The organism is Paenibacillus sp. EZ-K15 (genome assembly GCF_002573715.1).
Lineage (GTDB): Bacteria > Bacillota > Bacilli > Paenibacillales > Paenibacillaceae > Paenibacillus_AQ.
Map to the genome: position 1 here is coordinate 212,415 of NZ_PDHM01000024.1, position 13,311 is coordinate 225,725.

General features: G+C 43.3%; 13 protein-coding genes. 7 read left to right on the forward strand and 6 right to left on the reverse strand.

Features of this window, described 5'->3' with window-relative positions:
- The first annotated feature begins 161 nt into the window (after positions 1-161).
- Positions 162-1,610 carry a cardiolipin synthase gene (cls, locus tag CRG97_RS29085; protein ID WP_098749050.1) on the forward strand — a complete coding sequence of 483 codons (1,449 nt, stop codon included), beginning with the start codon at positions 162-164 and terminating at the stop codon, positions 1,608-1,610.
- A 122-nt stretch (positions 1,611-1,732) separates the two neighbouring features.
- On the forward strand, positions 1,733-2,137 hold the full coding sequence (locus CRG97_RS29090) for a VOC family protein (RefSeq protein WP_076325301.1): 405 nt from the start codon (positions 1,733-1,735) through the stop codon (positions 2,135-2,137).
- A 113-nt stretch (positions 2,138-2,250) separates the two neighbouring features.
- On the opposite strand, the gene CRG97_RS29095 is transcribed toward CRG97_RS29090, so the two are convergent.
- From CRG97_RS29095 to CRG97_RS29105, 3 genes are all read right to left on the reverse strand, one after another.
- Entirely contained in the window at positions 2,251-2,706 is a 456-nt protein-coding gene (locus tag CRG97_RS29095) for a MarR family winged helix-turn-helix transcriptional regulator (protein WP_481856228.1), read from the reverse strand.
- 163 nt (positions 2,707-2,869) lie between these two features.
- Positions 2,870-3,280 (reverse strand): VOC family protein, encoded by a 411-nt coding sequence (locus tag CRG97_RS29100; protein ID WP_098749051.1) that lies wholly within the window; start codon positions 3,278-3,280, stop codon positions 2,870-2,872.
- Positions 3,281-3,529: 249 nt separating this feature from the next.
- Positions 3,530-7,270: a glycosyl hydrolase family 18 protein gene (locus CRG97_RS29105; RefSeq protein WP_098749052.1), complete on the reverse strand. Its 3,741-nt coding sequence runs from the start codon at positions 7,268-7,270 to the stop codon at positions 3,530-3,532.
- A 687-nt stretch (positions 7,271-7,957) separates the two neighbouring features.
- Here CRG97_RS29105 and CRG97_RS29110 point away from each other — a divergent pair.
- From CRG97_RS29110 to CRG97_RS29120, 3 genes are all read left to right on the forward strand, one after another.
- On the forward strand, positions 7,958-9,127 hold the full coding sequence (locus tag CRG97_RS29110; RefSeq protein ID WP_098749062.1) for a serine hydrolase domain-containing protein: 1,170 nt from the start codon (positions 7,958-7,960) through the stop codon (positions 9,125-9,127).
- Positions 9,128-9,319: 192 nt separating this feature from the next.
- Positions 9,320-9,652, forward strand: a complete 333-nt coding sequence (locus CRG97_RS29115; protein WP_076325297.1) for a PadR family transcriptional regulator — start codon at positions 9,320-9,322, stop codon at positions 9,650-9,652.
- Positions 9,653-9,656: 4 nt separating this feature from the next.
- The gene (locus CRG97_RS29120) at positions 9,657-10,211 is read left to right on the forward strand and encodes a DUF1700 domain-containing protein (RefSeq protein WP_098749053.1); all 555 of its coding nucleotides are present in this window, start codon (positions 9,657-9,659) and stop codon (positions 10,209-10,211) included.
- A 122-nt stretch (positions 10,212-10,333) separates the two neighbouring features.
- Here the strand turns inward: CRG97_RS29120 and CRG97_RS29125 are convergent, their stop codons facing one another.
- Together CRG97_RS29125 and CRG97_RS29130 are read right to left on the reverse strand one after the other, a co-directional pair.
- On the reverse strand, positions 10,334-10,702 hold the full coding sequence (locus CRG97_RS29125) for a YybH family protein (protein WP_098749054.1): 369 nt from the start codon (positions 10,700-10,702) through the stop codon (positions 10,334-10,336).
- A 135-nt stretch (positions 10,703-10,837) separates the two neighbouring features.
- The gene (locus CRG97_RS29130) at positions 10,838-11,197 is read right to left on the reverse strand and encodes a MerR family transcriptional regulator (RefSeq protein ID WP_098749055.1); all 360 of its coding nucleotides are present in this window, start codon (positions 11,195-11,197) and stop codon (positions 10,838-10,840) included.
- Between the two features lie 118 nt (positions 11,198-11,315).
- Here CRG97_RS29130 and CRG97_RS29135 point away from each other — a divergent pair, with 118 nt between their 5' ends.
- Positions 11,316-11,954: a nitroreductase family protein gene (locus CRG97_RS29135; RefSeq protein WP_098749056.1), complete on the forward strand. Its 639-nt coding sequence runs from the start codon at positions 11,316-11,318 to the stop codon at positions 11,952-11,954.
- Positions 11,955-12,091: 137 nt separating this feature from the next.
- On the opposite strand, the gene CRG97_RS29140 is transcribed toward CRG97_RS29135, so the two are convergent.
- Entirely contained in the window at positions 12,092-12,715 is a 624-nt protein-coding gene (locus tag CRG97_RS29140) for a nitroreductase family protein (RefSeq protein ID WP_098749057.1), read from the reverse strand.
- A gap of 121 nt (positions 12,716-12,836) precedes the next feature.
- Between CRG97_RS29140 and CRG97_RS29145 the strand changes: the two genes are divergently transcribed.
- Entirely contained in the window at positions 12,837-13,190 is a 354-nt protein-coding gene (locus CRG97_RS29145; protein ID WP_237566614.1) for a winged helix-turn-helix transcriptional regulator, read from the forward strand.
- Positions 13,191-13,311: the final 121 nt, after the last annotated feature.

Sequence of the window (13,311 nt, forward strand, 5' to 3'; positions counted from 1 at the left end):
TCGCTTGCGTCTGCACTGGTATAGGATGCCGGATTGTAGCGCCCTCGCTTTTATAACCATTCCGTTCACTTCATCCTGCGGATATATACTTCTCCTAACGCCTCACGTATAATATGAAGGGTTGCAAGGGCAAGGATATACTTTAGGAGGATATTATAAACATGCATGTTACATCCATCACTCTTGGTCTGATCATCGTACTGAATATCGTGTTCTCCATGTTCGTGGTTTTTAGGGAACGGCGGGATGCCGGCTCCACCTGGGCATGGCTGTTGGTGCTGTCCTTCATCCCGATTCTGGGCTTTGCGCTGTACCTGTTGTTCGCCCAAAATTTAAGAAGAATCCGTCTCTTTCATTGGGATGATCTGCAGAAAACCGGGATCGAGAAGGTATTGCTGTCTCAAATGGAAGGGATGAATAACGGGGAATACCCGTTCAGCAATCAAGCGGCGGCGGATAGCAGCGATTTGATCCATATGCATATCAATGAGAATCAGGCGATCCTTACGGACGACAACCACGTTGAAATTTTCACGGATGGACGCAAGAAATTTGAACGGTTGTTTCAGGATATTGAGGAAGCCAAAGTCTACATACATATTCAATACTACATCATCCGTCGCGACGAACTGGGCAAGAAGCTAATGTCCCTGTTGACCAAAAAAGCAAAAGAAGGCGTGAAGGTCCGGGTTCTGTACGACGAGCTGGGCTCGCGTCAATTAACCAAGGGCTTCTTCAAAGCATTTCGCGAAGCTGGCGGAGAAGCCGAGGCCTTCTTCCCGTCCAAGCTCCGCTTCATCAATCTGCGCTTGAATTACCGTAATCACCGGAAGCTGGCTATCATTGATGGCGACATCGGGTATGTCGGCGGTTTTAACGTTGGGGATGAGTACCTGGGTCTGAATTCCAGGTTCGGATATTGGCGGGACACCCATCTGCGCATTCAAGGTGAAGCTGTTTATGCGATGCAGGTTCGCTTTATTCTCGACTGGAATCAGGCTTCGCACCATAACGATATTTCTTATGAATCGAATCTGTTTCCCAAGATCGATTCGCCTGGCAATGTCGGGATTCAGATTGTGACCAGCGGTCCGGATTCCAGGTATGAACACATCAAGAACGGTTATATCAAAATGATTTCGTCCGCCAAGAAATCGATTCACATTCAGACGCCGTATTTTATCCCCGATGCCAGCCTCCTGGATGCACTCCGCATTGCGGCGCTGTCCGGCGTTGAGGTTAACCTGATGATTCCCGATAAACCGGACCATCCCTTTGTCTATTGGGCGACCTTATCCTATATCGGGGAAATGCTAAGAACCGGGGCTAATGTGTATCTCTACAATAATGGCTTCATTCATGCCAAGACCATCATCATTGACGAGAAGATTTCTTCCGTCGGCACGGCGAATATCGATGTTCGAAGCTTCAAGCTGAATTTTGAAGTCAATGCATTCCTGTACGATGAGGATTTATCAAAACAATTGACTCACATCTTTCATCAGGATTTGCAGGTATCCAGCCAGCTTACGATGAAGCAGTATCTGGAGCGATCAAGGTGGATCAAGTTTAAGGAATCCATCTCACGCTTGCTGTCGCCTATTCTGTAAAACAAGCCTTTAGCGCTGCCGCAAGATTTAGCAATCCAGAAGAAATGCGGGAGACTCAGACCGTTTATACTAAAGCCAAGGAAAACGAATCCATCATTTTAAAACTGGGAAGGATGTTGTACGTGGCTAAACTGACACCGTATATTTTCTCTGAGGATGCAAAAGCGCAGGCTGAGTTTTATACCCAAGCATTAGGCGGGGAGATCTTGTCCGTGCAAACCCATGGCGAGATTCCTGGAACCAAGGAAGAGCTTAAAGACAAGGTCATGCATCTTAGTCTGGTAGCAGGAGGAATTCCAATCTTTATGTCGGACTCCATATTCCAAACCCTGGAGCGAGGGAACGGAATTCATCTGAGCCTGTCGTTTGAAAGCGATGCTGAAGCACATGAAGCTTTTGACCGCTTGGCAGAAGGCGGTAAGGTGCTTGATCCGCTGAAGACTCAATTCTGGGGAGCGCTGTTCGGGTTGCTGGAAGACAAGTTCGGCGTATTGTGGCAGGTAACGACCGAAGTCCAAGTCAATTAATGGTAGAAGGCCCTTCAAGTTTCACTTGGAGGACTTTTTTTTGCGTGATTTATTTGGAGCTCCAACGTTCCACGACTTCCACTGCGGCCAATCGGCTTGTGTCCAAAAAGACCTCAGTCCTTATTCTCCAATTGATCACTCACCTCGTATAGATGCAGCGATAATTCATCACCTTCGGCATTACCTAAAATAGCGCCGTAACGACTGCGCAAATTCATCCAGCACTCGTGAATCACTTTCTCCAAAGCCTTCCCTTTATCGGTTGTATAGATCAATGACATCCTTCCTTCCACCCGATTATAAACCAGCCCTTTAACGGCCAGCTTCTCAACCAGTCGGGTTACGGTAGAAGGCTGAAGATGAAGAATTTCGCCTAATTCCTTCTGCGAGATCCCTTCCTTCTCATATACAGCCATAAGTAAATAAGCATAGGTGGGCGACAATCCGCTTGCGGCAAACTCATCTTCGGCCATCTTGGTGATAACCCGGCTAAGACGATTGGTAGTGAAGTAAAGACATTCCTTGATATACGTATTTAACATAACGGCTACCTCTTTCGCTGAGTTCATCCTGTTGAATCACCATTTATTGTTTGCACATACAAATATAATGGATTTCCAAATAAAAGTAAAGCGGCAGATTCCCCCCATAACCCTGGGAGACCTCTGCCGTCATTTTATTAGGTGTTTGCTTCTTCATGTTGTGATCCTGCAACTGCTTGCTTCAATGCTTCTATTCGACCTGGCTCTGATCCATGTACATGACTTCCCACAGGTGGCCATCCGGATCCTGGAAGCTCCAACCGTACATAAAGCCATGATCCACCGGATCATTGGAAGGCGACCCTCCTGCGGAAAGCGCGGCATTAACGATTTCGTCCACCTGCTCCCGGCTCTCGGCGGATAGTGCCAAAATCACTTCCGTAGTGTTGGCAGCATTCGATAGATCTTTCTTAGTGAACGTCTTGAAATAATCCTCGGTGAGCAGCATGGCAAAGATGTTATCGCCGATGACCAGGCAAGCCGCGTTTTTGTCCGTAAATTGTGCGTTAAATTCAAAACCGATTTTTGAGAAAAAGTCCTTCGTTTTCTCCAAGTTCTTAACAGGTAGGTTCACAAAAATATTGTCGCTTTTCAAAGCCATTCCGAATCACCTCTTCGATTTGATAGATTCATCTTAGCATGAGCAGCAGCACCGCATTTCTCTTCAATTGCTATGTTCAACCCAAGCTACGGAAATCCAGCTTACGAAGCATATTCAGGATCCAGTTGCTTAACAAAACATAGCAGCCATTCAGCCGACTATAGCTAATTATTCCTTATCGAAAAAAGGATGCCTCCAGGCCGTGTTTAAACTCGCCTGGGAGACATCCCACTTTATTACGAATCCATGTTAGTTAGATAAACCCACTGCCCGCAGCAATCTCATGACGGTTACCACCGTCTGAGCTTTGGTTACATGAGATTGTGGATCCAGCTTGGAGGCGGATACGCCTTGCATAATCTTCTGCTCCACGACGAAAGCGACGGACGACTTCGCATAAGACGAAACCTTGGCGTGGTCTTTAAATTTGTTTAACAATCCTTGGTTGGCTTCGTTCTTCTTGCCGGCATAATTCAGCACATTACTCAGCATGACGGCCAATTCCTCACGCGTAATCAAGCTGTTTGGATCAAAGATATCTCCTGAGCGTCCCTTCACTAACCCTGCCGCTTTCGCAGCTGCAATCTCTCTGGCATACCGGGATTTCGGATCTACATCCTTGAAGTTGGCAAAACTGTCGTCAGGCAGAATACCCAGCGCCTTCACCACAATGAATATAATCTCGGCACGGGTAATTTGTTTATTACCGCCGAAAGATCCGTTATTTTCTCCAGTTACGATCAGCTTGGCGGCAGCCTGCGCCACGTCTTCCCGTGCCCAAGAAGGGATCGCGTCACTAAACCGGATATCTTGCTGAACCAGAGCATAAATCCCGCTGCCAGTTTTCTTGATTTCAACAGTTACCGTGCCATCCGCGTTAACTTTAAACAAGGTTGGAACGGATCGAAGCTCCTGGGTACCTGGTGTATAAACCACTCCGGTAGCACGTTTTACATTTATCTTTTTCGCATCGACGGTCATAAATTCGCTGACATGGGTTTTGCCGAAATGCTTCAGTTCGGTCGTTGTCTTATCCGCGTTTATTTGCTCAAGCTTGAACAACAGCGGAGTAGCTAGTACTTCTCTTCCCTTAATCAGTTTCTCCACATTTGCTGCATCGGCAGCCCCTGGAGAAACAATCGAAACTTTTACAGGACCGGAAACCGTAATCAGCGAAGCCGGAATCCGGTATTCTGTCCCGTTCACGATAATGGAGAGACTGGCCTTGGCTCCTTTTTTCGCAACGGCTGCGATGATTTCTTGCGGAATCTCAACCTCAGCCTGCTTCGCACCCGCACCCGCATGGATCTGGAAGTTGGAGGAATCCGAAAGGTTAATGCTGTTAACAGCTGCAGCCGTTGGTATGGTCACCACAGCCTTATCGCCATGAAGCGTGACGTTTGCCTCTAGCTGATCTTTGGCTTTAGGCGGTTGTGGCGTCGAAGGCGTTGGTGAACCAGAGCCTCCCGATCCTCCTGATCCGCCGGAACCGTCAGATCCACCGGAACCGCTGCTTGAAGTCGTTACGCTAAGCAGATTCGAAGCGCTGGAGACGCGGTTAATCTCATCTCCCGTTCGATCTACCGCAAGCACATGAATCTTGTAGTTCGTCAGAGAGCTAAGGCCATTCACGGTATAACTATTATCTGTAACCGAGCCTGACATAGCATTATTTACGTATACTTCATATCCCGTTGCGCCTGCCACAGCATCCCATTTCACCTGAATGGAGCCTGCGCTGGCACTTACCCTTGAGAGATTCGCCGGAGCCGGAAGTGCTGAAGCATTGACTTTGCCGTCGATCGGCAAGTCGTGAATGAGTTGAGTCGTCAGAGACTTATTACGGTCGCCGCTGATATCCCAGCTCATGACGCCTGCAATATCCAGCGACTTCACGATGGAAGCGGTGTACTTCATGGTGTTCTTATCGTTGTAGGTGATGAACACTTTATTTTGATCGTTGTACAGGTAAGGAACCTTGGCGGATTCGTTCCAATATCTCTTATAGCTATTCTTGTCGATGTAGTTATTCTCGAGATCGCTAAAATCGAAAATGGCAGGCTCCCACGTTCCAAAACTAGATCCATCCTTATTGCATGCCTGATATTGACCAAGTGGACCACAACCATCCCAGCCCTTGCCGTAGTAAGGAACGCCCACGATCAACTTATATGTCGGCACTCCGCCGTTCAAATGGCCTAACAAACCGCCAAGCACATGATTTCTTGGAGCGGATGATGTTGGAAGAGTTTTATCATAAAATAATGGTGCATTATGATGACCAAATGAATCAGATTTACCGCTGTAATCATAGGTCATAATATTGACAAAATCGAGATACTGCACAGAGTTAGTAAAGTCTGCGTTTACGGTAAAATTGTCTCCCTGCCCTGAAGCAATCGTCAGCAAATAATATTTCCCGTCCTCTGAACCGGCTGCATCCAACGCCTCGCGAACGGTTTTCATTAACAATGTGAAGTTTTCTTTATCCTCCGGTGCTCTGGAATTCGACTCTTCCCCGTCTTCGACCGGGTACTCCCAATCGATATCCAAACCATCAAACTTGTAGTCTCGGAGGAATTTTACAGCAGAGTTAGCAAAAGTACGGCGTGTTTCTTCCGTCATGGCTACATTAGAAAAATTATCAGACCAGGACCAGCCGCCTACTGAAACCATAAGCTTCAATTGAGGGTTCGATGCCTTGACGGATTCGAATGCTGCGAAATTCTGAAAATCAAATGTCGGATCTCCAATCACAATTTCTCCGTCATGGACGTATCGATCCTGTGCAGGAATATTAGGATCTTCGCAGGCTCTCGGCCCGCTCCCGTATTTTTTCCAACATATATCGGCAAAGGCATAGTTAATGTGGGTGATCTGTGATACATCCAAGTCACCAGGATGAAAATTACGTCCTTCGGTACTAGCTGACCAAGAAGTGTAGTACGTAATATTGTTATAATTGCTGCCAGGAACTACCGACACTGCTTCGCTTTCAGGCGAAGTCCATAGGCCGTTATGGCCCACTACCTTATACGAATAGGTCTTTCCTTCTTCCAGTCCAGCAGCTACAAACCGACTCCCGCTACTCGAACCAACCTTTACTCCATCCTGATAAATATCATAGCTTGTGGCCCCAGGCACCGGTGCCCAGCCCAGTGAAACCGTAGATCGTGTAGCCGTCACTACCTGTAACCCTTGAGGTTGAGCCAGTTCCCCCCACTTAAGGGTAACGGCATTACTATTGGCGGATGCTTCCAAAGCTCCATTTACGCTTCTCTGCGCGCCTAATTTAAAAGTATAAGTCTCTCCTGCTTCCAAAGGTCCATAAGTAGCCGTGGTAACGGAGTTTTCCCAAGTGCCGCCTTTCCATGCTCCATTAATATAAATGTCATAAGCTTCGGCTCCAGGACTCGAACCCCAACTCAGCGTAACCGTATCTTCCGTTACATCGTCAATTTTAAGATGGCTTGGAGGAGTCAACGGTGCATCTTTATATTCAGCTTCGTCTTTGGTTGTGGTGAATTCCAATACATTACTTTTGTGTTCTTTTTTCACATCGCCGTCCCACGTAATATAGATTCTGTAGGTCGTTTCAGGTGTCAATCCGGTCACAGCACGGGTCCAATAATTGCCCCATGCCAGCCACTTGCCTGAATCCGCGTCCCACACCTGTATATTGTTTTCACCTTCGACGGGTTTGAAATCCCATTTAAAAATCGCCATATTATGGGATACACTTTCAATCTCGAGATTCTGTGGTGCCAGCGGATCCTGGGCTTCATTGGACTGGGCTTTATACGTTGAGTTCGTTACTGTCGCGGGCTCTAGGCCGGAGTTAACTGTGGAAATATCTGTAGAAATGTCTGTAGGAGGAGCGCTTTCTGCTGCATAGGATGCAGGCGCATTAAGCAGTGGTGTAAAAATGAGAATAAGGGCTAAAAAACATATCACCCATTTCAGGTGCTTTTTCGTTATAAATGATGTCACCGTTTTCACCTCTGTTGATTAAATTTCGATTGCAAATGATACAGCATTTCAATGAATGTCTGTCCCTCGGTGTCATCGAGTATTTCTTTGATGACTTGCCTAATTTCGCATATCGCTCAAATCCAACTTGTATTGAAAGCGGTTACTTATTTTCCCAGCTCAATTATGTAGAGTTCAGTCCCCCCTCTCTCTACTCATGATTGAATCACTGTCCGTACGCTCTACTACAGCCTCCTTTCTTGAGTTCGTTGTTATTCAATAAATATTCATATATTTGTATCATGGAACCTACACCATCGATTGAGAAGGGATACATTTCCATAAACACGGGATAAATTCTTGTAATTTTATATTCTGTTAATAAATTCAACATAGATCCACTTTACCCGTGCCTGCAATACGCATAATGCCTTCAAATAAATATCTCTATTACGTTGGATTTAATAAATACTGATATACTATTGCTAATTGAGGTACTGTGTTGTACGATGTATGTGCAGAAGGCAGGTGTGAAAGACGGAACAATTATGACGTGCATATGAAAAACAACCAAGTAAACAAGGGTATTTCAAGAAAAACAAGTCATTTAGGGGGTTAACAAACATGTGAAAAAGAGGAATTTACCGCTTGTTAGGACAGAATGGCGTTGGTAAACCATACAATATGAATAGAGAAGAGGAATGCCTTATGAAAATACGTAATCAAATTACATCTGCAAGTCTGGCCCTTTTAATAACTGGAAGTGCCCTGCTATACACATCGCCAACCTCAATTGTAAAAGCAGAGCCCACTCAAAATGTATCTAGTTCGTTACAAACAAGCACTCAACGAGATCATAATTCCGTCAAACAAGCAATGCGGGATACATTGCAACTTGGATTCCCGGGGATACTTGCTAAAACTTCTGAGGGTGGAAAAACGTGGGGTTATGCGGCTGGGGTAGCGAATCTGAGCACCAAGAAACCAATGGAAACAGATTTTCGCTTTCGCATTGGCAGCGTGACGAAGACGTTCACCGCAACGGTTGTACTTCAATTAGCTGGAGAGAACCGCTTGAATCTAGACGACTCCATCGAAAAATGGTTGCCTGGTGTCATTCAAGGAAATGGATATCATGGTAAACAGATTACCATCCGGCAGATATTGAACCATACAAGTGGTATCGCTGAATACTCAAGATTCAAAGGCGCTGATTTTATGGATACAAAAAAATCGTATACGGCTGAAGAAATAGTGAAGATGGGGATTTCTCTGCCCCCAGACTTTGTCCCAGGAAAGGGATGGTCTTATTCAAACACAGGATACGTATTACTGGGTATTCTTATTGAAAAAGTAACCGGAAACAGCTACGCGGAAGAGATTGAAAATCGGATTATTGAACCGCTTGAATTGTCGGATACATTCCTACCTGGCAATTCAAGCGTTATTCCAGGCACCAAGCATGCTCGGGGATATTCCCAACCAGACGAAGCAAGTGAGATAAAAGACGTTACTTATTATAACCCAAGTGCAGGTAGCTCGGCTGGAGATATGATTTCTACTGCTGACGACTTAAATAAATTCTTCTCTTCCTTGCTCGGTGGCAAATTACTGAAGAAACAGCAACTAAAACAAATGCTTACTACAGTTCCTACAGGAAGAGCAGGAATGGATGGATGGGGTCTTGGAATCTTTGAAACTAAGCTTCCAAACGGTGTCTCGATATGGGGACACACAGGTGGCATTCTAGGGTTTTCTACTTTTGCTGGAGGTACACTTGGAGGCAAGCATACGTTGGTCGTCAGTTTGAACAGTTTGGGTAGAGATAACAGTCCTAATCCTTTTAAAAATATTTTACTTGCTGAATTTAGCAAGTAGGCAAAAAGGAAAAACATTATTCTTTCTGTAGAACCATAGGAAAGGATGGCGCATGAGATTTGGCTGCTTTATGTATTTGATCAGTCAACATGTAGCAAGCGATTCCCTCTATTACGTTGAATAAAAAAACTGACGTACTATTGATATTTGATGTACTGTGTTGTACGATGTATCCGCAGGAGGTAAAATATCATGAATGTCGAAGATTGGAAATCACAAATCAAGCGAGGAACACTCGAATTTTGTATTCTATTGCTAATAAAGCAGCGACCATATTATGGATATGAAATCATAAGTAAGTTAGAGCAGCATCCTATTGTTGCTGCAAAAGAAAATACAATTTATCCCCTGCTTAGAAGATTATTGAAAGAAGAATATGTATCTTCATCTTGGCAAGAAAGTACAGAGGGTTTGCCACCGAGAAAATATTATTCCATTACAGAAAAAGGAAACGAATACTTAAACGCTATGTCCTTAGAATGGGATAATTTATTAATTGCTATAGCAGAAATTAAAGGAGTGTGAAATTTTGGATAAAATTACGAATGACTATATTGAAAAAATTGAAAAGTATTTGAAATCCATGTCCGATTCCGAGCGTATGGACATTGTAAAAGAAATCAAAAGTGTTATGTTTGAATTGCAAAATAATGGTCTATCTTCTGAGCAAATCATCGAGCGGTTAGGAAACCCAAAGGAATTAGCGAAAGCATACTTAGGTGAAGCCATTTCGAAGAACAGTAAATTTAGTTGGCGTAAATTCGGCGCAATATTTGCATTTTGTAGCAGCTTTGCAGGCGTCAGCGGTATGTTACTTTTGCCATTCATCAGTACTCTTTCCATTGCTTTAGTGATTGGTGGAATTATTACGCCGATAGGCGGAATTGTTAAATTTGTCGGGTATCTTATGGGATATGATATTGCCGGAATAACAATCGAAATGGGAGCATTTATACCAAGCCCAATGCAGTTCTTGCCAATTTCTATTGTGATTGGTGTGTTAATGTTTTGGCTCGGGAGAGTCTTATGGAAGCTTACTATTAAATATATACGCACAATTAGTCAGAAAAAGAAAACAGTGTAATAATATAAAAAACGGGGCGCGGCGGTCATTCATAGACCAACCGTACCCCGTTTTTACTATGATGGAAAAAGAGCCCTTCAAGAGCTCTTTTTCTTTTATTTATGCAATGATATCAAACCGATTCATCGAATCGAACTTAAATGCTCATGCTTTAATTTCCATAAGCCATCGGCATCGCGAACGAACACATTCGTTGCTCTCCCGCTTCCGGCCGTATATGTCCCCTGATGATAACCCTCGAAGTGGTAGGTATAAATACATACCGCCGAATGAGCATCACTCGCTATCCACTCTACATCCTCCGCCCGGTATACCTCATCCCGAATAACATTCCAGGCATGTTCGAAATATGCCCGGATCTCATCCAACGTATGACAGCTCCGGTCCGAAAACCAATAGACCGCTTCTCCGTCGAGCAGCCGGGCTACATTGTCAAAATTATGCGTATTCGTAGCCGCTATGTATGCCTCAAGTGCCTTTTGATATGACATCCTTCCACACCTCCCATACCTCTACTAGGCATATAAGTTAATAAACAAAGTATAGTACAAATTTATAGTACAAATTTATTCAATGATGGATCTTTCGTGGTTAGTTTAATATATCTAGGTTTATGTTAATTGTCCTTAACATTTTGTTTGAAAATTTGCCTTTCCTTCCAAGACTGCATTCAAGAATTTCTTCGACTTTTTCAATCGCTTCTGGATATCTTCAATTTCCTTGATTTTTTGTTCAACCATTTTCGTCTTTGCCTTGTATGATAAGTTAAGTTGTTGATTTACTAGCAAACTTAATTCTTCTATAGAAAAGTCTACGGATAAAAGTGCCTTCACATCATCTAGAAACTCAACAACCTCTTCAGAATAAATGCGATAATTATTTGCATCTCTTTTAACATAACTGTCCGGAATTAGGTTTTTACGTTCATAGAATCTTAATGTTGATATGGGCAGACCCGTTAATTTTGAAACATCATTTATTTTCATAATATGACCTCTTTATTTCTTGCTATAAACCTAGGTTCATAGTTCATAATACGAAATATGATAACGAACGACATACACAATGTCAAAAAAATCTTATGTTATCAAGAGGAGAGGTTATATGTTTAACCATATTCAAAATAACGATTTCGCCAATATCGTTAGGGGACGACGTTCTGTCCGTAATTATGATAAGAACATTAAAATATCAAAAGAAGAGCTAAGCGAAATGATTTCGGAAGCCAGTTTGGCTCCATCCTCTGCGAATATGCAGCCTTGGCGTGTAATTGTGGTTGATACTCCCGAAGGAAAAGAAAAACTAAGACCTCTTGTGCGTTTCAATACATTACAAAATGATACTTCATCAGCCATGTTATTAATTTTTGGTGATACCCAAAGCTATTTATATGCTGAAGAAATTTACAATACAGCCGTGGAACAAGGGAAAATGCCAGCTGAAGTACGAGATCGTCAACTCGAAACCATTCTATCCATGTTTCCGACTCTATCCAAAGAAATGAAAGTTGAAATTGCAAAAGTCGATAGCAGCCTCTTTGCAATGCAGTTCATGTTAGTAGCTCGTGCACATGGGTACGATACGAATCCAATGGCAGGCTTTGAAGTTGATCAGTTAGCAAAAGCATTTGATTTAGATGAAGAACGATATGCTCCAGTCATGATGATTTCAATAGGAAAAGCCAAAGAAGACGGGCATGAGTCCGTTCGATTAGGTTCTGACAAGATTACATTTTGGAGGTAACCATTCTTTCTTCAAAATTACATTAGACTCAAACTGCAAGCTTAAGCAAACGAAAAACTCAATCAAAAATGAAAAAGGCAGCCGGTCATTGTGATCGGCTGCTTGGTTTCACATAAACTAATATTTCAATCCAGTCATTATATTTTGTTTTTATAAATGACTTTGTCCACATCGTGTCTAACGGTTTTATGACCTTGTTGTATTCCTTTCCCAATGGCTATCAGCATCACATCTTCATACCTGTCAGAAATCTGTAAGGCCGACTTTAACTGATCGGAATCATACCCGGACATGGTAATCGTATGAAGACCTGCCTCGTTCGCCAGTAAAACTAATGACATAGACGCCAGGCTTGCGTCTCTTACTAATTCGAGCTTTAAATCTTCTTTTGATTTATTTCGATAATACTGGATTGCCGCATTGGCTAAATAGTCTCTTAATGATGCGTCAAAATAACCCTTTTGGAATCCGTCTTCATGGATACTCATAATATTTTCTTTTTCAAATGCTTGATAATCGCCTAGTACAACGATTAGAACCGATGCTTCTGTTACCTGTTGCTGATTAAAGGCAATGGGTAGTAGCAAATTCTTTAAGTCTGGGTCGTCTATAACCAGGTATCGTGTTGCTTGAATATTGTTTCCGTTAGGCGATTTACTGGCTCCTTCAATCCATGTCGCCAACGTTTCTGAATCCAGTTTATAATGAGGATCATAATGCCTGACGGAACGTCTTTGTTCTAATATCTCTCTCACACTCATTGTGTTCACTCCAATAGTATTATTTGCGATACAATCCGATTATAATGGACCGTAACATAGCAGAAAATAACGCACAATAAAGTGGGTTAGCCACCTTTATGTGCCTATTCAGGAGGAATACATGATGAACAGTCTCAATACGGGAATCAATATTTTTATGAATACGGTGGGAGGAAAGTGGAAATGTTTAATCCTCTTCTTTCTGAGTCAGAAACCAAGGCGAACGAAAGAGTTCTATCTGCTCATGCCGACCATCACGCAGAAGGTCTTAACTGAGCAATTAAAGCAGCTGGAAAAAGATGAGCTTGTCCGAAGAGAAGTATTTAAAGAAGTACCTCCTAAGGTAGAATACAGTTTAACTGAGCTGGGCCAATCCTTCGTCCCTGTATTAAATACAATGTGTGAATGGGGCAACACCTATGCAGACGCACAACACCTCGAAAGAGAAGAACAAATCTGTAGCCAGCATAAATAGGTGTCGTGCATAAGAGGCGCGAAAAAAAACGAGCAGACGAATGATCGTCTGCTCGTTCAGATTGTCGAGAAACCCTGTGCTTTTTTCAAAGTACAGGGTTTCTCCCTTTTTAAGTGGTCAC